Origin of the sequence: Variovorax sp. SPNA7, assembly GCF_033807855.1 — a bacterium.
Taxonomy (GTDB): domain Bacteria; phylum Pseudomonadota; class Gammaproteobacteria; order Burkholderiales; family Burkholderiaceae_C; genus Variovorax; species Variovorax beijingensis.
In genome coordinates this window covers 717416-739202 of record NZ_CP138513.1, presented here as the reverse complement: position 1 = coordinate 739202, position 21787 = coordinate 717416, and the positions used below count along the sequence as shown (strand labels likewise).

At 68.2% G+C, this 21787-nt stretch carries 15 protein-coding genes; 9 read left to right on the top strand and 6 right to left on the bottom strand.

Going from position 1 to position 21787, the window contains the following annotated elements; translation table 11 throughout:
- Positions 1-60: 60 nt before the first annotated feature.
- The 4 genes from RZE77_RS03320 to RZE77_RS03305 all read left to right on the top strand — a co-directional run bounded on the left by RZE77_RS03320 (position 61) and on the right by RZE77_RS03305 (position 6262).
- Complete coding sequence (locus RZE77_RS03320; protein ID WP_174545058.1) at positions 61-753, top strand: thioredoxin family protein; 693 nt, start codon at positions 61-63, stop codon at positions 751-753.
- Positions 754-858: 105 nt separating this feature from the next.
- Positions 859-2226: an MFS transporter gene (gene tcuC / locus RZE77_RS03315; RefSeq protein WP_319440679.1), complete on the top strand. Its 1368-nt coding sequence runs from the start codon at positions 859-861 to the stop codon at positions 2224-2226.
- A gap of 345 nt (positions 2227-2571) precedes the next feature.
- The gene (gene hemE / locus RZE77_RS03310; protein ID WP_319440678.1) at positions 2572-3684 is read left to right on the top strand and encodes a uroporphyrinogen decarboxylase; all 1113 of its coding nucleotides are present in this window, start codon (positions 2572-2574) and stop codon (positions 3682-3684) included.
- Between the two features lie 475 nt (positions 3685-4159).
- The gene (locus RZE77_RS03305; RefSeq protein ID WP_319442295.1) at positions 4160-6262 is read left to right on the top strand and encodes a primosomal protein N'; all 2103 of its coding nucleotides are present in this window, start codon (positions 4160-4162) and stop codon (positions 6260-6262) included.
- A gap of 38 nt (positions 6263-6300) precedes the next feature.
- Here RZE77_RS03305 and RZE77_RS03300 read toward each other — a convergent pair whose 3' ends face one another.
- Complete coding sequence (locus tag RZE77_RS03300; RefSeq protein ID WP_125965882.1) at positions 6301-6510, bottom strand: hypothetical protein; 210 nt, start codon at positions 6508-6510, stop codon at positions 6301-6303.
- 250 nt (positions 6511-6760) lie between these two features.
- Here RZE77_RS03300 and RZE77_RS03295 point away from each other — a divergent pair, with 250 nt between their 5' ends.
- Positions 6761-7399 (top strand): hypothetical protein, encoded by a 639-nt coding sequence (locus tag RZE77_RS03295; RefSeq protein WP_319440677.1) that lies wholly within the window; start codon positions 6761-6763, stop codon positions 7397-7399.
- A 6-nt stretch (positions 7400-7405) separates the two neighbouring features.
- On the opposite strand, the gene RZE77_RS03290 is transcribed toward RZE77_RS03295, so the two are convergent.
- Positions 7406-8419 (bottom strand): AEC family transporter, encoded by a 1014-nt coding sequence (locus RZE77_RS03290; protein WP_319440676.1) that lies wholly within the window; start codon positions 8417-8419, stop codon positions 7406-7408.
- A gap of 120 nt (positions 8420-8539) precedes the next feature.
- Between RZE77_RS03290 and RZE77_RS03285 the strand changes: the two genes are divergently transcribed.
- From RZE77_RS03285 to nadE, 4 genes are read left to right on the top strand one after another with little or no spacing between them, the layout of a single operon-like run.
- A complete protein-coding gene (locus RZE77_RS03285) occupies positions 8540-10645 on the top strand; it encodes an ATP-dependent helicase (protein ID WP_319440675.1) in 2106 nt (701 codons plus the stop codon).
- Positions 10642-11106, top strand: coding sequence for a hypothetical protein (locus tag RZE77_RS03280; protein WP_319440674.1), 465 nt, complete (start codon positions 10642-10644; stop codon positions 11104-11106). The genes RZE77_RS03285 and RZE77_RS03280 overlap by 4 nt, the downstream gene beginning before the upstream one ends.
- Positions 11103-12281, top strand: a complete 1179-nt coding sequence (locus tag RZE77_RS03275) for a phospholipase A (RefSeq protein WP_319440673.1) — start codon at positions 11103-11105, stop codon at positions 12279-12281. The genes RZE77_RS03280 and RZE77_RS03275 overlap by 4 nt, the downstream gene beginning before the upstream one ends.
- Positions 12282-12298: 17 nt before the next feature.
- Positions 12299-13147, top strand: coding sequence for an ammonia-dependent NAD(+) synthetase (nadE, locus tag RZE77_RS03270; protein WP_319440672.1), 849 nt, complete (start codon positions 12299-12301; stop codon positions 13145-13147).
- Positions 13148-13175: 28 nt separating this feature from the next.
- Here the strand turns inward: nadE and RZE77_RS03265 are convergent, their stop codons facing one another.
- The 4 genes from RZE77_RS03265 to RZE77_RS03250 all read right to left on the bottom strand — a co-directional run bounded on the left by RZE77_RS03265 (position 13176) and on the right by RZE77_RS03250 (position 21747).
- A complete protein-coding gene (locus tag RZE77_RS03265) occupies positions 13176-15101 on the bottom strand; it encodes a PAS domain-containing hybrid sensor histidine kinase/response regulator (RefSeq protein ID WP_319440671.1) in 1926 nt (641 codons plus the stop codon).
- Positions 15102-15248: 147 nt separating this feature from the next.
- A complete protein-coding gene (locus RZE77_RS03260; RefSeq protein WP_319440670.1) occupies positions 15249-17651 on the bottom strand; it encodes a sensor domain-containing diguanylate cyclase in 2403 nt (800 codons plus the stop codon).
- A 29-nt stretch (positions 17652-17680) separates the two neighbouring features.
- Positions 17681-20650 (bottom strand): bifunctional diguanylate cyclase/phosphodiesterase, encoded by a 2970-nt coding sequence (locus tag RZE77_RS03255; protein WP_319440669.1) that lies wholly within the window; start codon positions 20648-20650, stop codon positions 17681-17683.
- On the bottom strand, positions 20647-21747 hold the full coding sequence (locus RZE77_RS03250; RefSeq protein ID WP_405546917.1) for a TRAP transporter substrate-binding protein: 1101 nt from the start codon (positions 21745-21747) through the stop codon (positions 20647-20649). The genes RZE77_RS03255 and RZE77_RS03250 overlap by 4 nt, the downstream gene beginning before the upstream one ends.
- Positions 21748-21787 lie beyond the last annotated feature (40 nt).

Genomic DNA, 21787 nt, shown 5'->3' with positions numbered 1-21787 from the left:
GAGCAAAGCGCCCTAAGCTGTCGCCGTTGTTCGTTTTTTCTTTTGGAGTTCAAGCTGGCCATGTCACTTTCGCCATCGTCCGACTCGCGTTCCATTCGTGCCGCGCGCCATGCCCGCGCGGCCCTCAGCCGCGCTTCGCGCCGCGCCGTGGTGGCGGCTGCCGTCGCACTGGGCGCCACCTTCCTGATGGGCAACAATGCCTTCGCCGCGCCCGCCGTGGGCCAGCAGGCACCCGATTTCGTTGCCGTGGACACCAGCGGCGCCAAGCACAAGCTGTCCGACTTTGCCGGCAAGTTCGTGGTGCTCGAGTGGACCAACCCGGGCTGCCCCTTCGTGCGCAAGCACTACAACAGCGGCAACATGCCCGCCACGCAGAAGGCCGCCACGGCACAGGGCGTGGTCTGGCTGTCGGTCAATTCCACCGAGCGCGCGGCCAGCGACTACCTGCAGCCCGCCGCCCTCGACGCCTGGATGAAGTCGCAGAAGGCCGCGCCCACCGCGGTGCTGATGGACGAGGACGGCGTGATCGGCCAGGCCTACGGCGCGCGCACCACGCCGCACATCTTCATCATCGATCCCAAGGGCATGCTGGTGTATGCCGGCGGCATCGACAGCATCGCCTCGGCCCGGCCCGACGACATCAAGACCGCGACCAACTACGTGAACCAGGCGCTCGGCGAAGCCTTCGGCGGCAAGCCGATCTCGACGGCCTCCACGCGGCCCTACGGCTGCTCGGTGAAGTACAAGAGCTGACGACGCCCCACGGGCAGTGACAGGTACCTGACCCGCGCGGTCAGGCGGTGGTCGGGAACCCCGGCCTACCCTCGGGCGAACGACATCGCCCAAGGGGACAACCAGATGAATCCTGCGCACTCCGCCGCGCAACCACCGGCTGCGGCCGCCGCCCGTGCCGCGCCAGGCACCGCTTCTTCCAGCGCTTCCTCCTCCTCCTCGAAATTCGCCACCGTGCTGCGCGTGACGGGCGGCAATTTCATGGAAATGTTCGACTTCTTCCTGTTCGGCTTCTACGCCACGCAGATCTCGAAGGCCTTCTTCCCGGCGGGCAACGAGTTCGCCTCGCTGATGCTGACCTTCATGACCTTCGGCGCGGGCTTCCTGATGCGGCCGCTGGGCGCGATCTTCCTGGGCGCGTATGTCGACCGCGTGGGCCGCCGCAAGGGCCTGATCGCCACGCTCGCGCTGATGGCGCTCGGCACGCTGCTCATCGCCTGCGTGCCGGCCTACGCCACCATCGGCTTCGCGGCACCGCTGCTGGTGCTCGCCGGGCGGCTGCTGCAGGGCTTCTCGGCCGGCGTGGAGCTGGGCGGCGTCTCGGTCTACCTGTCGGAGATGGCCACGCCGGGCCGCAAGGGCTTCTACGTGAGCTGGCAGTCGGCCAGCCAGCAGGTGGCGATCATCGTGGCGGCCGCGCTCGGCTACTGGCTCAACGTGACCTTCACCTCGCAGCAGATCGGCGACTTCTACTGGCGCCTTCCGTTCTTCGTCGGCTGCCTGATCGTGCCGGTGCTGTTCGTCATCCGCCGCTCGCTGCAGGAGACCGAGGAGTTCATGGCGCGCAAGCACCGGCCCGACGCGCGCGAGATCTTCCGGTCGATGGTGGCCAACTGGGGCCTCGTCGTCGCCGGGATGATGCTGGTGTCGATGACCACCGTGTCGTTCTACCTGATCACGGTCTACACGCCCACCTTCGGCAAGTCGGTGCTGCACCTGGGCACCACCGATGCGTTGGTCGTCACGCTGTGCGTGGCCATCTCCAACTTCATCTGGCTGCCGGTCATGGGTGCGCTGTCGGACCGCGTGGGCCGCAAGCCGCTGCTGGTCCTGTTCACGGTACTGACCATCCTCACCGCGTACCCGTCGCTCAAGTGGCTGGTGGGCGCGCCGAGCTTCGGGCGCATGCTCGAAGTGGAGCTCTGGCTGTCGTTCCTCTACGCGAGCTACAACGGCGCGATGGTGGTGGCGCTCACCGAGGTGATGCCGGTCGATGTGCGCACCGCCGGCTTCTCGCTGGCCTACAGCCTGGCCACGGCGCTGTTCGGCGGCTTCACGCCCGCCATTGCCACCGGCCTGATCGAGATGACCGGCGACAAGGGCGCGCCGGGCCTGTGGATGACCGCCGCCGCTGTCTGCGGACTGGTGGCGACGTTGTTGCTGTATCGGCGGCAGGTGAATCCTGCGGATTCGGTGCGGGTGCCTGTGGTCTGAATTCTGGTTCTCGCGCGCTTGTCAGTTCAGGGCGCGCTCCCGCCGACGGGGCACCTTGCTCCGCGAATGTCCCCCGGGCTTCGCCCTCCTCCTTTATTTCGCTGCGCAAGGCACCCCGCCAGCGGGAGCGTTGGGCAGAGCGGTCGTCGATCAGCGGTACACCACGAGCGTGCCCAGGTGCACAGGGCATCGGGTGCTCCCCGCAGCGAAATCAAGGAGGAGGGCGAAGCCCGGGGGACATTCGCGGAGGGGAGTACCCGGTGGCCTGTGCACGCGCCCTGAACAGCAGCCCCCCGAACAGCAGCACTCGAAAAGAAAGCACAGTCCCCCTGCGACAATCGGGGCATGCCCTTCGCCCCCTTGCAAAACGACACTTTCCTGCGGGCCTGCTGGCGCCAGGCCACCGACCACACGCCCGTCTGGCTCATGCGCCAGGCCGGACGCTACCTGCCCGAGTACGTGGCCACCCGCGCCAAGGCCGGCAGCTTCATGGGGCTGGCGACCAACACAGACTACGCCACCGAAGTCACCCTGCAGCCGCTCGAGCGCTATCCGCTCGATGCCGCCATTCTTTTCTCCGACATCCTCACCGTGCCCGACGCCATGGGCCTGGGCCTTTCGTTCGAGGCCGGCGAAGGCCCGCGTTTTGCACGCCCCGTGCGCGACGAAGCGGCCGTCGCGGCGCTCGAAGTGCCCGACATGGCCAGGCTGCGCTACGTGTTCGACGCCGTGGCGTCGATCCGCAAGGCACTCGACGGCCGCGTTCCCCTCATCGGCTTTTCTGGCAGCCCCTGGACGCTGGCCTGCTACATGGTGGAAGGCGCGGGCTCGAGCGACTACCGCCTCGTGAAGAGCATGCTCTACAGCCGCCCCGACCTGATGCACCGCCTGCTCGCGGTCAATGCCGATTCGGTGGCCACCTACCTCAATGCGCAGATCGACGCCGGTGCGCAGGCCGTGATGGTGTTCGACAGCTGGGGCGGCGTGCTGGCCGACGGCGCGTTCCAGGAATTCAGCCTCGCCTACACGGCGCGCGTGCTGGCCGGCCTCAAGCGCAACGGCGCCGACGGCCAGCCGGTGCCGCGCATCGTCTTCACCAAGGGCGGCGGCCTGTGGCTCGAGGCCATGCGCGAACTCGACTGCGAGGTGCTCGGCGTCGACTGGACCGTGAACCTCTCGGCCGCGCGCCGGCTGGTCGGCGAAGGTACGGATGCCAAGGCCAAGGCCCTGCAGGGCAACATCGACCCCAACGTGCTGTTCGCACCGCCCGCCCAGATCGAGGCCGAGGTGGCGAAGGTGCTGCAGGCCTTCGGCAAGCCGCATGCCGATACCGATGCCAAGGGCCCGACCCACATCTTCAACCTGGGCCACGGCATCAGCCAGTTCACGCCGCCCGACCACGTCGCGGCGCTGGTGCAGGCCGTGCACGCACAATCGCGCGCCCTGCGCAAAGGTTAAAAACGGTAAACGAGCCGCCGGCCGCGCAGGGACGCGGCCGCGGCCCCAAAAATCGATTTCCTGGCGTTTGTCAAGCATAAAAACGGTGTAGGACCACCGACTTATGCACAAAACACGTGTTGCACTGCGCAAGATTATCTGTAGCCCTTCCCTCTTTGCTCCTAAACCAATAGCGACGCTAAGTTGTTGATTTATATAGAAATTGAACTTTGCTTTTTTTGAGGGCAATCCAGTCAGAGGCTTGATTTTCAAGGCTCGCCGGCGTGTCGAGCCCGGTTGTCAACAAAGTTATCCACAGAAACTCTGGATGGCTCCCAAAGCACTGGAAAATCAACGACTTAAGCGATCTTGTTCAAAGTCGCATTAACAAACCTTGCCAACAAGGACGCCCATTCCCACCGTCAGCCCCGCCTCCGAAACAGCAGCAGCGCCCGCGGCCGGCTCCGCTCCGGCGTCGGCGAGCGTGCCTGCCGCGGTGGCCTGGCGGCTCGACATCGCGGTGCAGACGCCCGCGCATGCCGCGCTCGGCGACCTGCTGAGCTATGCCAGTTCCGCCCCCCTGGTGCCCGGCACGCTGGTGCGGGTGCCGCTGGGCCGGCGCGAGGTGCTGGGCGTGGTCTGGAATCCGCCGGTCTCGCTCGAAAATGCCGAGCCCGACATGGCCCTGAAGCCCGTGGGCGCCGCACTGGACGCGCTGGCCCCGCTCGGCGAGGCCTGGCGCGACCTCGTGGCCTTTGCCGCGCGCTACTACCAGCGTTCGATCGGTGAGATCGCCCTGGCCGCGCTGCCGCCGCAGCTGCGCGACCTGAGCGGAACGCAGCTGGCGCGCCGGCTCAAGCGCAAGACGGCGGCCGGCCCCGTGGCCGAGACGGCCGAGGCCGCCCACCCGGTCGCCCTGAGCGCGGAGCAGACTGCCGCGCTGGCCCGCATCGAGGCTGGTGAAGCCGGCACCTTCCTCTTGGTCGGCAGCACCGGCAGCGGCAAGACCGAGGTCTACCTGCGCTGCGTGGCCGACCTGCTCGCGGCAGATCCCGGCGCGCAGGCGCTGGTGATGGTGCCCGAGATCAATCTGACGCCGCAGCTCGAAGCGCGCTTCAAGGCGCGTTTCGGCGACGACGCGGTGGTGTCGCTGCACAGCGGCATGACCAACCCGCAGCGGCTCGCGAGCTGGCTCGCGGCGCACAGCGGCGCCGCGCGCATCGTGCTGGGCACGCGCATGGCGGTGTTCGCCTCGATGCCGGGCCTGAAGCTCGTGGTGGTCGACGAGGAGCACGACCCCAGCTACAAGCAGCAGGAAGGCGCGCGGTATTCGGCGCGCGACCTCGCCGTCTGGCGCGGCCAGCGCGAGGGCGCGAAGGTCATCCTCGGCTCGGCCACGCCCTCGCTCGAAAGCTGGCACCAGAGCCGCCCCGCCGAGGGCGAAGACCCGGGCGGGCGCTATGTGCGGCTGGCCATGCCGTCGCGCATCGGCGCCGGCGAGCTGCCCACGGTGCGGCTGGTCGACATGAACCTGCAGCCGCCCAAGACCGTGATCTCGGGTGCGCTGCTCGACGCCATCGGCCAGCGCATCGCGCGCGGCGAGCAGAGCATGGTGTTCCTGAACCGCCGCGGCTATGCGCCGGTGCTGGCCTGCGCCGACTGCGGCTGGAAAAGCGAATGTCCGCACTGCAGCGCCTACCGCGTATTCCACAAGATCGACCGCACGCTGCGCTGCCACCACTGCGGCTTCACCGAACGCGTGCCGCGCGCCTGTCCTTCCTGCGGCAACCCCGACATCGCGCCCGTGGGCCGCGGCACCGAGCGGCTCGAGGAACATCTCGCGGAACTGTTTGCGGCGGTGACGCGGCCGGACGGCAGCGCGATATGCATCGCCCGCATCGACGCCGACAGCACCAGGAAGCAGGGCGCACTCGAATCGCAGCTCGCGGCCGTGCATTCGGGCGAGGTCGACGTGCTGGTGGGCACGCAAATGATCGCCAAGGGGCACGACTTCCGGCGCATCACGCTGGTGGCGGCGGTGAACCCCGACGGCGCGCTGTTCTCCAGCGACTTCCGCGCGCCCGAGCGCCTGTTCAGCCTGCTGATGCAGTCGGCCGGCCGCGCGGGCCGCGACGCCGCCTACCTGGCGGCGCAGGGCGCCACGGCCGAGATGTGGATCCAGACGCACCATGCGCAGCACCCGCTTTTCTCGGCGCTCCGAAGGCACGACTACACGGCCTTCGCGCGGCAGCAGCTCGAGGAACGCGCCGCCGCCGGCATGCCGCCCTTCGCCTTCCAGGCGCTGCTGCGCGCCGATGCGCGCACGCAGGAAGCCGCGCAGGCTTTCCTGAACGCGGCCAGCGCCGCCGTCGATGCGCTGGAAGGCGCCGACCGGGTGGTGCGCTATCCCGCGGTGCCGCTGGCGATCCAGCGCGTGGCCAACGTGGAACGGGCGCAGATGCTGATCGAAAGCCCCTCGCGCGCCGCCTTGCAGCGCCTGCTGGCGCAGTGGCAGCCGCTGCTGCACGCCCTCAGGCGCACGCCCGAAGGCAAAAGCGTGATCCGCTGGCTGGTCGACGTCGATCCGCACAGCATCTAGCAAACTGCCTTCTGCCTCGCAGGCCCCGACGGCGGCGGTCAGTGCAGGCCTGCGGGCTCCTTGCCGACGTCGACGTAGCGCAATTCGGTGCTGCGGCGCCGCGCGCTGCTGGCGGGCCATGCGAACACCACCAGGCTCAGGGCGCCCAGCGCGAGCGAGGTGCCGGTGCCGAGCATGCCGGCCTGCCAGGACCAGCTCACGCCGGCAACCCAGGCGAGCCACAGCAGGATACGAATAAGTATTGCCATCGTGCTGCCCCATTCAAACTTTGATTCACAAACACTCTATCAGGCATTGTGCAAACTCAAGTATTCATCTGAAGTAGTAGCAGTAGCTATGCCTTACGGCCGTTACGCCGCAGCGGAAATATTCTGAAAAAACCGTTGACTGTGCCCCCGCGCGTTGCGCAAGCTGTCGCTGTGCGAAGCCCGTTCCGGCTCGCACCTCCAGCAAGCACGCTGGTCCGCGGGGTCGTCTGTCGTGAAACTGCCTTCATCTGTGGTTGCGGTTCTCCTGTTCGCATGCCTTGCATGCTCGGCGGCCGAACTCGACCTGCAGGGCAGCCGGCTCGTGGTGTCGGGCATGCTCGACGGCAGCGCCATCAAGACCTTCACCGAGCACCTGGGCAAGGGCACCGTGCGCACCGTGGTGTTCGAAGATTCCTTCGGCGGCACCGCCGAGGCGGCCGGCGCCTTTGCCGACGCCATCCGCGCGAGCGGCGTGGACACCGAGATCCGCGGCCAGTGCTTGGCCGCCTGCGCCTATGCCTTCCTGGCCGGCAAGGCGCATCGCTTCGGCTACGGCCTTCAGGTGAACGGCGTGCTGCTGCCGGTGGCGGCAAGGCCCACGGCGGCCGAGCTGGCGGTGCGCTGGCGCGGCGAGGAAGCCCACAAGACGCTGGCCGAATTCACGCCCAGTGCGGCGGCCGCGCCCATCCAGGCCACGGAAACTCGCGCCGCCGGCACGCCCAGGGACAACTGGCAACCCGAGCACGGCGTGCTCTTCACGGCCAGCCCGACGCTCTTCGGCCGCATCTACAACGCCTTCTATTGCGACGGCACCCAGGGCCGCGACTTCTCCAAGTGCGAGCGCCTGCCCGATGCCGATCCGTTCAAGCTGGGCGTGCTGACGCCCTGAGGCCGCTCAGCGCAACACGCCGACAGCGAACGGAAAGCTGAAGAAGGTTGCCACCGTCGTCCACAGGATGATGCGTGCGATGCGGCCGTTGTCGGCACCGAAGCGCTCGGCCAGCATCGAGACGTTGCTGGCGCTCGGCAGCGCCGCCACCAGCACGATCACCATCAGCGCCGAAGAAGACAGCGGCAGGCCCATGGCAATGGCCGCCTGCCCCACCGCCCACACCAGCACCGGATGCACCAGCAGCTTGACGGCCACCACCGGCAGCACGTCGGCCAGCGGCGCCTTGGGAGGCAGCGCCGACTTCGTGCCCATGGCGGCTGCCACCGCCGCGCTGGCGCCGTGCTCGCGCGCGAGCAGCGCCGAGCGCGCCAGCACCGCGCCAATGGTGAAGAGCGCCACCGGCGAAGCCGCATCGGCCAGCATGGCGATGGTGCGCTCCACCGGCCCCGGCAGGTGCCAGCGCGCCGCCGACAGCAGCACGCCCAGCAGGATCGACCACGGCATCGGATTGACCAGCACGCCGCGCAGCGCCTGGCGCGCGGCCAGCCGCGGGCCATGCTGCCCGCCGGCGCCGTCCAGGCGCGACAGCGCAATGCACAGCGAGGAAGTCACGACCAGGTCGAACGCGATGGTGATGATCATCGGCCCCGCGGCCTGCGCGCCCAGCAGCGCCACCAGGAGCGGCACGCCCATGAAGCCGGTGTTCGGAAAGGCCGCGACCAGCGCGCCGAATGCGCCGTCGTTCCAGCCGATGCGCGCATTGCGGGTAAAGACCACCACGCCCGCCACCACCGCCAGCGCGCTCAGGCCCCAGACCAGTGCCACGCTGCCGTCGAGCAGCTGCCCGATCGGCGTGCCGGCGCCGAAGCGCAGCAGCATGCAGGGCAGCGCGAAATACAGCACGAAGGTGTTGAGGCCCGGGATCGCGTCCAGCGGCAGGATCCGGGCGCGCGCGGCGCCGTAGCCGGCCGCGATCAGCGCGAAGAAAGGAAAAGTTACGAGAAATACAGGCAGCACGCGCTGATTGTCGCCGCGTCCCGCATCGTGAACTCCGGGGCCATTCCGCGGAGACTGCGCCCCGTATCATTGCGCGCTTTGCGCCTGCCGTTCCTTCGCGGCCTTCCGTTCCCACTCCTCATGTCTTCCGGTCTCAATCTCGCGCAACAAGAAGCTGTCAACTACCTGCACGGCCCCTGCCTGGTGCTGGCGGGCGCGGGCTCGGGCAAGACGCGCGTCATCACGCACAAGATCGGGCGGCTGATCCAGGCCGGGCTCGAACCCAAGCGCATCGCGGCCATCACCTTCACCAACAAGGCCGCGAGCGAAATGCGCGAACGCGCCAAGGGGCTGATCGGGCGCGAGGCGAAGCATGTGGTGATCTGCACCTTCCACGCGCTGGGCGTGCGCATGATGCGCGAAGACGGCGCCGTGCTCGGCCTGAAGCCGGCCTTCAGCATCCTGGACAGCGACGACGTCACCAAGATCCTGAAGGACGCGGGCGGCACCACCGACACCGCCACCGCGCGCATCTGGCAGTGGACCATCAGCAAGTGGAAGAACATGGGCCTGAACGCCGCGCAGGCCGAGGCGGCCGCGGCGGACGACAACGAGCGCATCACCGCGCGCATCATGGCGCGCTACGAAGAGCGGCTCACGGCCTACCAGAGCGTCGATTTCGACGACCTGATCGGCATGCCGCTCAAGCTGCTGCGCGACTTCGACGAAGTGCGCACCAAGTGGCAGGCCGCGCTGGGCCACATATTGGTGGACGAATACCAGGACACCAACGCCACGCAGTACGAAGTGCTGAAGGCGCTGGCCGGCGAGCGCGGGCGCTTCACCGCGGTGGGCGACGACGACCAGTCGATCTACGGCTGGCGCGGCGCCACGCTGGACAACCTGCGCAAGCTGCCGGTCGACTACCCGGCCCTGAAGGTCATCAAGCTCGAGCAGAACTACCGCTCCACCAGCGCGATCCTGCGCGCGGCCAACAACGTGATCGGCCCCAACCCCAAGCTGTTTCCGAAGACGCTGTTCTCCGAACTCGGCGAAGGCGAGCCGGTGCGCGTGGTCGATGCCGACTCCGAGGCGCACGAGGCCGAGCGCGCGGTGGCGCGCATCGTCAGCCTGCGCGCGGGCGACACCGCCATACAGGGCAAGCAATACAAGGAGTTCCGCGACTTCGCCATCCTCTACCGCGCCAACCACCAGGCGCGCGTGTTCGAGCAGGCGCTGCGCAAGGCGCAGATTCCCTACAAGGTGTCGGGCGGCCAGAGCTTCTTCGACCGCGCCGAGATCAAGGACCTGTGCGGCTGGTTCCGCCTCTGGGTCAACAACGACGACGACCCGGCGTTCCTGCGCGCCATCACCACGCCCAAGCGCGGCATCGGCCACACCACGCTCGCGAGCCTGGGCACCTTTGCGAGCCAGTACAAGCTGAGCCTGTTCGAGGCGCTGTTCAGTCCGTCGCTGCCGAGCGTGATGCCCAAGCGCACGCTCGAAGGCATCCACGAGTTCGGCCGCTACATCAACGACCTCGAATACCGCGCGCGCCGCACCATGGGCGCCGAAGATTCGCGCACCTTCATGCTCGACTGGCTCAAGGAGATCGACTACGAGAAGCATCTCTACGACGGCGAGGACAGCGAGCAGGCCGCGGCCGCGCGCTGGACCAACGTGATGGAGTTCGTCGACTGGATGTCGCAGCGCGCCGGCGGCACCATCGACGATGCCTCGGGCGCCGACGGCAACATCGAGACCGAGCGCAAGAGCCTGCTCGAGGTGGCGCAGACCATCTCGCTGCTGTCGACCATCAGCGAGCGCGAGCAGGACCAGAACGTGGTCACGCTGTCGACGCTGCATGCCTCCAAGGGCCTCGAATGGCCGCACGTGATGCTGATCGGCGTGACCGAGGGCCTGCTGCCCTTCAAGCTCGACGACGACAACGGCCGCCAGCTCCAGGTGAGCGACGACACGCTGCAGCGGCTGCAGGAAGAGCGCCGCCTGATGTACGTGGGCATCACGCGCGCGCAGCGCAGCCTGGCGGTGAGCTGGACCAAGAAGCGCAAGCAGGGCCGCGAGATGGTGCCCTGCGTGCCGAGCCGCTTCATCGCCGAGATGGGCCTGGACAAGACCACCACCCGCGAAGACCCGCGCGAGAAGCTCAAGGCGCTGCGCGCCGAGTTCGCGCGCAAGGCGCAGGACAGCGCGGCCGCCAAGGCCGCGGCTGCAGCGGCACCATGACAAGGCTGCTGCCCGCCTTCCTCGCCGTTCTCGTTGCCGCCACGGGCTGTGCCACGGCAACGCAGGGCGGCAGTGCCGGCTGCCCTGCCGATGCGCGCGAGCTGCCGCTGCAGTCGCTCTACGGCCGCTGGGAGGCACGCTTCGACGGCGCCCCCGCCGCGGCCATCGTGCAGCTGGGCAGGCACCCCGACTACGCCGGCGTGCGCGGCACCATCACGCGCCACGCCGCGGACGGCAGCGCCCGGCCCGAGGTGGCGCAGCTCGCGGGCGACGTCGACGACGACGGCGCCCTTTCCATCGACGAATCGCTGGACGGCCGCGCGATCAGCGGCGTCTGGGCCGGCACACTGCAACCCGGCTCCTGCGGCCGGGAATTCAGGGGCACGTGGCGCAACGCCGCGGACGAAAGCACGCATCCGTTCGTGCTGAAAAAAGAGGGGGGGATGCAAGGAAACCAATGACCCAACGTACACACGCCATCTTCTCCGTCTCCGGGCTGGCGGCCCTCGCGGCCTGCCTTGGCGGCGCCGCTGCCGCGCATGCGCAGGCTGTCGACCAGCCGCGCAGCCCGCTGGCCGACGCGCAGCTGACGTGGCAGCAATGCACCGCGCTCGGCAACAGCAACGAAGCGCGCCTGGCCTGCTTCGACCGCTGGGCGCAGCAGCAGACGCTGCCTTCGGTCTCGGTGCCCGTGGCGCCGCCGGTGCTGGCCAACACGCAGCCGGCGCCGCCGGTGGACGCCTCGATACCGGCCACGCGCGTGATTTCGGTCGACACCAACGAAGGCTGCCGCGACCGCCAGTACTCGGCGCTGTCGCGCTTCTGGGAACTGGAGAACGGCACCGATTGCGGCACCTTCGGCTTCCGCGGCTACCGGCCGCTGAACGTGTCGGCCTCGGCCGCCAGCAGCAAGCCCGACACGCCCACCTCGCCGTCCGAAGGCCATACCGGCACGCCCGTGGCCTACCAGGCCAACGAGATGCGCATCGGCCTGTCGGTGCGCACCAAGATCGCGCAGGGCCTGCTCACGCAGAACGAGCCGGCCAAGAAGGACTCGCTGTGGTTCGCGTACTCGCAGCAGTCGACCTGGCAGCTGTTCAACGGCTCGATCTCGCGGCCGTTCCGCACCACCGACCACGAGCCCGAGCTGATGTATGTCTATCCGCTGGACTTCAACCTGCCCGGCGGCTGGCGATGGCGCTATGCGGGCGTGGGCGTGGTGCACCAGTCGAACGGCCAGAGCCTGCCGCTGTCGCGCAGCTGGAACCGCGTCTACCTGATGGGCGGCGCCGAACTGGGCGACCGCTTCACCATCACCGGTCGCATCTGGCAGCGCATGTCGGAAGAGGCCGCGAAGGACGACAATCCCGACATCTCCAACTACATCGGCCGCGCCGAAGTCACGGGCCGCTGGAACTTCAACCGCGACAACACCCTGGGCATCACGGTGCGCAACAACCTGCGCGAGAGCGGCCGCGGTTCGGTGCGGCTCGAATGGCTCAAGGCCATCGGCGATTCGACCCGGAGCAACCTGCGCTTCCATACGCAGCTGTTCCATGGCTACGGCGACACGCTGGTGGACTACAACCGCAAGCGCACCGTGCTCAGCATCGGCCTGAGCCTGGTGGACTTCTGACTTTTCCGAACCACACCATGACCCACGACCTGTCTCCCGTCGACGCCACGCAGCGCGAGATCATCGCGGCGCTGCATGTCGCGCCCGTCTTCGATGCCGCAGCGGAAATCGAGCGGCGCACCGCGTTTCTCGCGGACTACCTGCAGCGCACCGGGCTCAAGGCGCTGGTGCTCGGCATCAGCGGCGGCGTCGATTCGCTGACCGCCGGCTGCCTGGCGCAGCGCGCCGTCGAGAAGCTGCGCGCGCAAGGCTACGGCGCCACCTTCATCGCGATGCGCCTGCCCTACGGCGTGCAGAAGGACGAGGACGAGGCGCAGGCCTCGCTCGCGGTGATCAGGCCCGACCGCATCCTGACCGTCGACATCCGCCCGGCGGCCGACGCCATGCTCGCGGCGCTCAAGACCGGCGACCTGGCCTTCCGCGACGCGGCGCATGAAGACTTCGTGCTCGGCAACATCAAGGCCCGCCAGCGCATGATCGCGCAGTTCGCGGTGGCCGGCGCGCACGACGGCATCGTCATCGGCACCGACCATGCGGCCGAGGCGCTGATGGGTTTCTTCACCAAGTTCGGCGACGGCGCGGCCGACGTGACGCCGCTCACCGGCCTCGACAAGCGCCGCGTGCGCGCCCTCGCGCAGCGGCTCGGCGCGCCCGACGAACTGGTGTTCAAGGTGCCCACGGCCGACCTCGAATCGCTGGTGCCGGGCAAACCCGACGAGGACGCCTTCGGCGTGAGCTACGAGCAGATCGACGATTTCCTCGAAGGCAAGCCGGTGGCCGCCGCGGCGCGCGAGATCATTCTTGCCACGCATCGCAAGAGTGCCCACAAGCGCGCGCTGCCGGTGGAGCCGCCGCACCCGGCCTAGCTTTCCAGTCCGGCTCTGCGACGCGGCTCTACGCCGCCTTGAACCGAGGCGGCTCCAGCAGGCCCTCGAGCAGCGCCGAGAGCTTGTCGACATCGACCGGCTTCGTCAGATGGGCCCGGAAGCCGGCCTCCAGGCTGGTATCCCGGTCGCTGGCCTGCCCGTAGCCGGTGACGGCGATCAGCGGCGGCGGGTTGACCATCTCCGCGCGAACGCGGCGCGCGACTTCATGGCCGCTCAGGTCGGGCAGGCCGATGTCCAGCAGCACCACATCCGGGTCCTGCGCCTTCACCGCCTCGATGGCGGCCAGCCCGCCATGCACGACGCTGGATTTGTAGCCCAGCGCCTCCAGCAGCATGGCCATGGTCTCGGCCGCATCCACGTTGTCGTCCACCACCAGCACGCGCTGCTCGCCGACCGGCCGCGGCTGCGCCTCGAGCATGGCGACCGGCGCCTGGGTGATCGGGAACTGCACCACGAATTCGCTGCCCTCGCCCGGCCGGCCGGTGCTGAACGCGCTGACGCGCCCGCCGTGCAGCGTGGTGAGCTGCTGCACCAGGCTCAGCCCCAGGCCCAGCCCGCCCTGCGTCCTGGCCAGGTTCTGCTCGCCCTGCACGAACAGGTCGAAGATCCGCTGCAGGTCCTGCGGCGGTATGCCGGGCCCGTCGTCGCGCACGCTGATGTCCGCATCCGCTGCAGTCCGCGAGAGCGACACGTGGATGTTGCCGCCGTTGCCGGTGAACTTGGCGGCGTTGTGGATCAGGTTGCTCACGATCTGGATGACGCGCGCGCTGTCGCCGGCGATCCAGGGGTCTGCGTCCTGCGCCTGCAGGTGCAGGGTCTGCGACTTGCCGTCGATCAGCGGTCGCACCGCCTCGATGGCCTCGGCGATGGCGTCGCGCAGTCGGACCGGCTTGTTCTCGAGCTGGATCTTGCCGCTGGTGATGCGGCCGACGTCGAGCAGGTCGTCCACCAGCCGGGTCATCTGGCGCAGCTGCCGGCCGATGATGTCGCGGGTGTGCACGACCGCAGCCGACTCCGTCTTCTCCCGCTTGAGGAGCTCGAGCGCGTTGGAGATCGGCGCCAGCGGATTGCGCAGCTCGTGCCCGAGCATCGCAAGGAAGTTCGTCACTCGGCGCCCTTCGTCCTCCAGCGCGGTCACGCGGCGGCGCTCCGTGAGGTCGCGCGTGACCTTGGCAAAGCCGCGGTGCCTGCCGGTGGCATCGTGCAGCGCGGTGATCACCACGCTGGCCCAGAACCGGCTGCCGTCCTTGCGGATGCGCCAGCCCTCGTCCTCGAAGCGGCCGTCGCGCAGCGCGTTGCGCAGCGCCTGCCCGGGCCAGCCGGTGGCGGCGACCTCCGGCGGATAGAACCTGGAGAAGTGCTGCCCGATGATCTCCGAGGCCTCGTAGCCCTTGTTCTTCTGCGCGCCGAGATTCCAGCTCACGACGTGGCCGCCCGGGTCGAGCATGAAGATCGCATAGTCCTTCACGCCCTCGACCAGCAGCCGGAAGCGCTCTTCGCTCATGCGCAGCATCTCGTCCTGGCGGCGGATCTCGCTGCGGTCCCTGGTGATCAGCGAGAAGCCGCGGACTTCCCCGCCCGCGCCGGTGATCCGCGTGATGACCACGCTGGCCCAGAAGCGGGTGCCGTCGCTGCGCAGGCGCCAGCCTTCCTCCTCCAGGCGGCCATCCCGGCGCGCCGTTTCGAGTGCCTGCTCCGGCCGGTTCTTCTCGAGCAGCTCGGTCGGATAGAAAAGCGAGAAGTGCCGCCCCAGGACTTCGGGGGCGTCGTACCCCTTGAGCTGGCGGGCGCCCTCGTTCCAGCTGATGACGATGCCGCCAGGATCGAGGACGATGATGGCGTAGTCGGTGACCGAATCGACCATCAGCCTGAAATCGGCGTCGGTCAGAGTGCGTTGGTTCAGGGGTGCACTCCCAGCGCCGTGATCTGCCATTGCTCTTTTCCCTTCAGTGGCCGCGCGATCGATGCCACGGCATGCGGTGCCCGCCGTAAAACGGTGGTGCCAATTTAGGCCAGCAATGGTTACTTTTCGCGTAGGACAAGGTCCAGATTGCGCACCGCAGGCGCGGTCCTGCGGGCCTCAGGCGCTGGAAGGCTCTTCGCGCGGCCACGACGCGCCGCCGGGCTTTCCGGATCGGGGCGCCGCCATCATGAAGCGGTTCTTTCCCTCTTTCTTGGCCGCATAGAGCGCGGTGTCGGCGCGCACGAACAAGGACGGGAAATCCTCGTCGTCCTCCGAAATCGCGACGCCGATGCTGGTGGTGGCCTGCAGCGTGCGGCCGGGCAGATGGAAAGCCGGCCGCATGGCAGCCAGCACCTTGCCGGCCACCACCTGCGCCTCGGCGGCGCCGCTGGCGCCTTCGAGAAGGATCACGAACTCGTCGCCCGCGTAGCGCGCCGCCATGTCGGTTTCGCGCACGCTCTCCTTGAGCCGGCGGCCGAATTCCCGCAGCACCGCATCGCCCGCCGCATGGCCCAGCGAATCGTTGATGGACTTGAAGTAGTCGATGTCCAGGAACAGCAGGCAGACCGGCAGGCCGGCGCGCCGGGACCTGGCCATGGCATCGCGCGCGTGCTCATCGAACGAGCGGCGGTTGGGCAGGCCGGTGAGCGCGTCCTCGCGTGCGAGGGCGTCCAGCTTCATCTGCTTCTGCTTGAGCTCGGTGACGTCGTTCGACAGGATGTACAGGCCGGTGACCGCACCTTGCGCGTTGCGCTGGGGCAGATAGGTGGTCTGCAAGGTCCGCTCGCCGATCAGCAGGCTGGCGGCCTGCTCGAAGGAGACCACCTCGCCCGCGAATGCCCGCGCCAGCAGCGGCCTGCGGATTTCGTAGTGCGCCTCGCCGATGGCCTCGTGGATGGGGCGGTCCGTCATGGCATCCGGCGAGACCCCGAGCCAGGCCTGGTACTTGCCGTTGCAGAAGACCACGCGTTCCTCGAGATCCAGCTCGGCAAGAAGCGCCGGCACGTTGTCGGTCAGCCCGCGCAGGCGCCGCTCGCTTCCGGCGCTGTGCATTTCGGCCTGCTTGCGCTTGCTCACGTCGAAGGTCATCACGTAGAAGCCGGCCAATACGCCGTCGTCGCGGAGGTCGGGCGCCAGGTGGCATTCGAAGAAGCCCAGCTTGCCGTTGCGCTCGTAGGTGCCTTCGGTGCGCGTCGGCGTTCCCGCGAGCACCTTGGCGATGCCCGGCACGAGCTGCTGGTAGACGTGGTCGGGCAGCGACTCCTGCATGGTCATGCGCCCGATGTCGGCCACGCTTCTGCCGCGCATGCCGAGCCCGGCCTTGTTCGCGAAAAGGCAGCGCTGGCTGCTGTCGAAGTAGGCAACCACGGCCGGCAGGTTGTCGGTCACATCGCGCAGGAATCTCTCGCTGGCGGCCAGCTTCTCGTTGGCGGCCTGCCGCTCCGTCATCAGAAGGTCGAAGGTTCGCGAGAGATCGCCGACCTCGTCGTCCGGCGGCGCCTCCTGCATGGGCGCATAGGCGCTGGCGGCGCGCGAGACCTGCATGTGCTCGCGCAGGCGCGACAGGGGAGCGAGCTGCGCCCGCGCGGTCATGAAGGCCAGCCCCCCGGCCAGCAGCGTCAGCAGCAGTGCGCCGGCCCAGGCGTAGCGCTCGATCCGGTCGATCCGGGCAAAGGCCTCGTCGCGCGGGTACATCGCACCCAGCACCCAGTTGGTCTGGCCGATGCGCTTGAAGGCGTAGAGGCCGTGGACGCCCGTGGGATCGACGGCCTCCATCGTGCCCTCGAAGCCGGCGATGGCGCGCTCTGTGGCAGGGTTGGCCCCGCCGGCGTCCGCGCGCTGGAGCAGCCGCGACCTGTCGGGATGGTCGATCACGATGCCGTCCGTGTCCGTGATGAACATGTACCCGCTCTTGCCGAACTTCACGTTGGCAAGCTCGCCCAGGAAGTTCTGTTCCTTGAGGTTGACGAAGGCGGAAATGACATAGGCGACGTTGCCGCCGCGATCGAGCACGGGCTCGGTCAGGGCAATCTGCGCCAGGCCGCTGACGCGGTTGCGGAAGGGCTTGGAGATGACGCCCGCGCGGGCGGCGACCGTGCGCTGGAAATACTCGCGGTCCTTGATGTTGACCTTGCCGATCGGTTGCGTGCCATTGAGGTTGGCCACGAGTTCGCCGTCCATGCCGGTGAAGGCCACGTTGTCGAACGCCTCCCTCAGCGACTGGTGCTGCATGACCAGCTCCTGCAGTCCCTCGGGGCCGGCCAGGTTGCGGCTCTCGACGCCGTCGCCAAAGGTCTTGAGCAGGGTGCGCCGGCTCAGGAACTTCTGGTCCACGGCGCCGGCAATGGCGGAGATGCGTTCGAATTCCTCGCTCGCGATGGCCGCCTCCATGCTGCGCTTGAGGAAATGGAGCGCAGCGGCGGTGACTCCCATCGCCGTCAGGAAGACGATCGCCAGCACGCCGGCGGACAGGCGGGCGCGCAGGCTCAGGCGGGGGACGGCGGGGAGTGGAAGGCGCATCGCAGTGGCCTGGTGAGCGCGGCGCGGGTTCAGTTCGCCATCTCGACATCCAGCTGGGCGTCGAACTGTTCGAGCGGCACCGGCCTGCTGAACAGGTAGCCCTGGCACAGCATGGCGCCGTGCGCCTGGAGGAATTCGTACTGTTGCTGCGTCTCGACACCTTCCGCCACGATCTCGAGATCGAGGTTGCGGGCCATGCCGATGATGGCCTGGATGATCAGTTCGACCTTCGGATCGATGCCGATGCTCTGCACGAAGAACTTGTCGACCTTGATCTGGTTCAGCGGCAGCTGGGTCATGTAGGAGAGCGACGAGAAGCCGGTGCCGAAGTCGTCCATGGAAAAGCGCACGCCCAGCGTCGCAAGCGACTGCATCTTGGAGATCGTTTCGCTCACCTTGTCCTGCAGCAGGCTCTCCGTGAGCTCGAGTTCCAGCCGCGTCGGGTCGGCGCCGGTTCTCTCGAGCACGCCGCGCACGCGGTCCACGAAATCGTCGGTGCGGAACTGGCGCGCGCTGACGTTGACCGCCAGCCGCAGGTGCCGGCGCCTCGCGTCGTGGCTCCAGCGCTCGAGCTGGATGCAGGCCGTCTCCAGCACCCACAAGCCGATCGGCACGATCAGCCCGGTTTCCTCCGCCAGCTCGATGAAGCCGCCGGGCTGCACCAGGCCCCGCACCGGATGCTGCCAGCGGATCAACACCTCGGCGCCCACGATGCGGCCTTCCGAGGCCACCTGGGACTGGTAGTGCAGCACGAACTGCCCGCCTGCCAGCGCCGCGTGGAGCTCGCTCTCCAGCGTTGCGCGGGCGGTGATGGCGGTCTGCATCGAGGCCTCGAAGAAGCGCAGCGCGTTGCCGCCCGCGGACTTGGCGTAGTACATGGCGATGTCCGCCTGCTTCAGCAGATCCTCCAGCGACTGGTGCGTGGCGCCGAACACCACGGCGCCGATGCTGCCGGTGCTGTGGTACTCGTGGTCCGCAAGCTGGAAAGACCCGTTCAGCGCCGCGAGGATGGCCTCGCCGGCGGCATTGGCCTGCATCGCGGCAACGCCGGCGTCGTCGCTGAGGTTGTCCAGCAGCACCACGAATTCGTCGCCGCCGAGCCGCGCGACCGTGCCGCCCTCCTTCAGGCTGTCCTGCAGCCGCGCTGCCACCTGCTTGAGCAGCTCGTCGCCCGTGGCGTTGCCGAGCGCATCGTTGAGCGTCTTGAAGGCGTCCAGGTCCAGGAACAGCAGCGCACCATGGCGCGAGCGGCGCACGTTCGAATCGATGGTGGCCTGCAGGCGGTGCAGCAGCAGCCGGCGGTTGGGCAGGCCCGTGAGGATGTCGTAGAAGGCCAGGTGCTCGATCTCGCGGGCGGCGAGCTTGCTCTCGGTGATGTCGCGCAGGATGACGATGAAGCGCGCGGCAGCGCCTTCGCCGATCACCTTGCGGGAGACCGAAATCTCGAACCACGTGACGCCCCGGGCCGTCCGGATCTCGAACTGCCGGCCGGTGGAAAAGCCGGTTTCGAAGGCATCGCGCAGCGCCACCATCACCTCGGCCGCGGCATTCGCCGGCAGCAGGTCCGACATCAGCTTGCCCACCGGCTCCCGCACCTTGAACGCGGGCCTGGGGCGGCGCGGCGAATGGAAGCTGTAGCAACGCCCGTCGATGCCGGCGTCCATCAGCACGTCGGGCAAGGCATCCAGCGTGGCCTGCAGCTGCGCCTTGCCTTCGAGGATGTCCGCCACGTGGCGCTTCCTCTCGGTCACGTCGCGGTAGACGCACACCAGGCCGCCGTCCGGCGTGGGACTGTTCACCGCAACGATCACCTGGCCGTTCAGCAGCGTGAGCTCCTGCTCGCTCTGCGTCAGCAGGTGGCGCGCGTTCTGCTCCACGATCTGCTGGAACGGCACCAGCGGCGCAAGCAGCGGCTGCGTCCAGGGAAAGAAATCGACGAAGCGGCGGTTCCAGGTGACGACGCGGTCATTGGGATCGAGCAGCACGAAGCCGTCCACCATGGATTCGAGCGCCTGGTCGAGCGTGGCCTTGGAGCGCAGCAGTTCCGCGCGCGCACGCCACTGCCGCCGCAGCTGCGCGAGCGCAAAGTAAGTGACCGCAAGGATCATCAGCGTGAAGGCCAGGGCCGCGGCCCCGATGACATTGCGGTCCCTGCGCCAATCCGCGAGGGCGGACTCGAGCGGAATGCTCGCGACGATCAGCAGGCTTCGATGCAGCGTGGGCCGGGCAACCACGATGGCCGGAGCGCCGCTGAGCCGGGAGTGCATGTGCCGGGGACGCCCGTCCGCCTGGTCCGTCAAGGCGGGGCTGATGGTGCGCCCGGCAAGGTCGTCGCGCGGCGGCATGCTGGCCAGCAGCAGCCCGCCCTCGCGCTCCAGCGTGACTTCGAGCCCCCTGATGTTGGCCCCTTGCGCAAGGATCGTGGTGAGCATCGAGACCTGCACTTCGGCCACCGCAACCAGCTTGCCGCCGTCCGCGAGCGTGAGGACGCGCGCCAGATGCAGCACCTGCTGGGAAGTCACCGGGCTGACCGAGGGCGTGCTGATCGACATCACGGATCCCGGATGGGCCAGAACCTCTTGCAGGAATCCCTCGGGCAGCTGTACCGCCAGCTTCGCTCCCCGCCGGTCGGAAGACCCGATCACCCGGCCCTCGGGCGTCAGGAAGGCGACGTACCGTGCCAGCAGGCTCTGGCGAACGCTGGTTTCGATCAGTTGCACGGTCTCGGCCTGCGCGAGGTCGCCCGCGATGCTGCCTTCGCTGGATCTGCGCAGGAACTGCCCCAGGCCCGCCAGCAGCGTGTTGGCGCCGAGCAGGCTGCGGTTGAGCGCAGCCTCCGAGGTGCCGATGAAGCGCACGGCCTGGGCCTCGCTGTCGGCAATCTCCTTCTGGTGCATCTGCCACGCCATCAGGCCGGCAATCGCGAGCACGGCCGCGAGAAACAGCGCCGCAACGCCATAGACGAAGCCGGTGATGCGGCTGGGCAACGGCTTGGTCACTGCCCGACAGGAGCCTTGATCCCGGAGATGGGACCGACGGTCTGGTCCCAGACCTCCGCGCACACGGCCCCGCACCGCTGCACCCAGCGGGTCAGCACGCTGGTGGCAAAAATCTCGCGCCTGCGCCGCTCGTCATCCGCAGAAGGGCGCGCCTCGACCATCGCGCCCTTGGTGCCCTTCATGCAGCTTGCAGCGCCCGTGTTGCATGCAATGCCGTTGCCGGTGTCGCGCTCCGACTCGTTCCAGACCGCGGCCTCGAGTTTCGGCAGCTCGGCTTTCAACAGGACCTTCAGGTCCGCAGGGAGCGCATTCCAGGCATCCGTGTTGGCGCCGAAGATGGCCACGCCCCAGTTGATGGGCATGGTGTAGAGCGAATTCGTCACCTTGTGCAGGCCCAGCGTGTTGCCGGACATCGCGCCGGTGATGGCGCATTCGGTGTTCTCGGAATTCATGTTGGCCATGAGCTCCGCGAATTCGGTGAAGACCGGCACGCCGTTGAGCGCCCGTACGAAGTCGGCCTGGCTGCTGCCCGAAACGCGGACGCGCCGCCCCGCCAGGTCCGAAAGCCGCGTCACGGTCCGCTTGCAGAAGATCACCTGGGCGGGGTAGACATACACCGCGAGGAGCTCGACGCCATGGCGTTCGCGCAGCGTCTTCTCGAGGTAGGGCCGAAAGGCTGCGACCACCCGCCGCATCGTGGGCATGTCGGGATTCAGTCCGGCGATGTCGGGCGTGCCCAGTTCCGGGTACTCGTTGCTGACCTGGCTGAGCAGCGCGGTGCCGAACGGAATGACCCCCAGCCGCATGAGATTGAGCATTTCCTGCCCCGGAACACCGGCCTGGTTGAACGGGACGATGCTCGCGCTGTACTTTCCGCCGCTCAGGCGGCGCAGGTCCTGGCTCCAGAAGCGCTCCTCGTGCAGCGTGTACTGGCTCACGCTCGCCAGCCCGCCCACGATCCGGAGCCCCTGCGCAGACGCCGGCTGCTGAGCCTTGCTGTTCGTTGCAGCGAAAGCAAGAAAAAGAACGGCAACATGCGTCCAGAGCACGCGTCGCCAAGCGGAAGAAACTTCGCCGGACCTCATGGCCCGGATCATGATGCCGAATTGGGCCTTAAGTCACAATTTTTTTACAAAA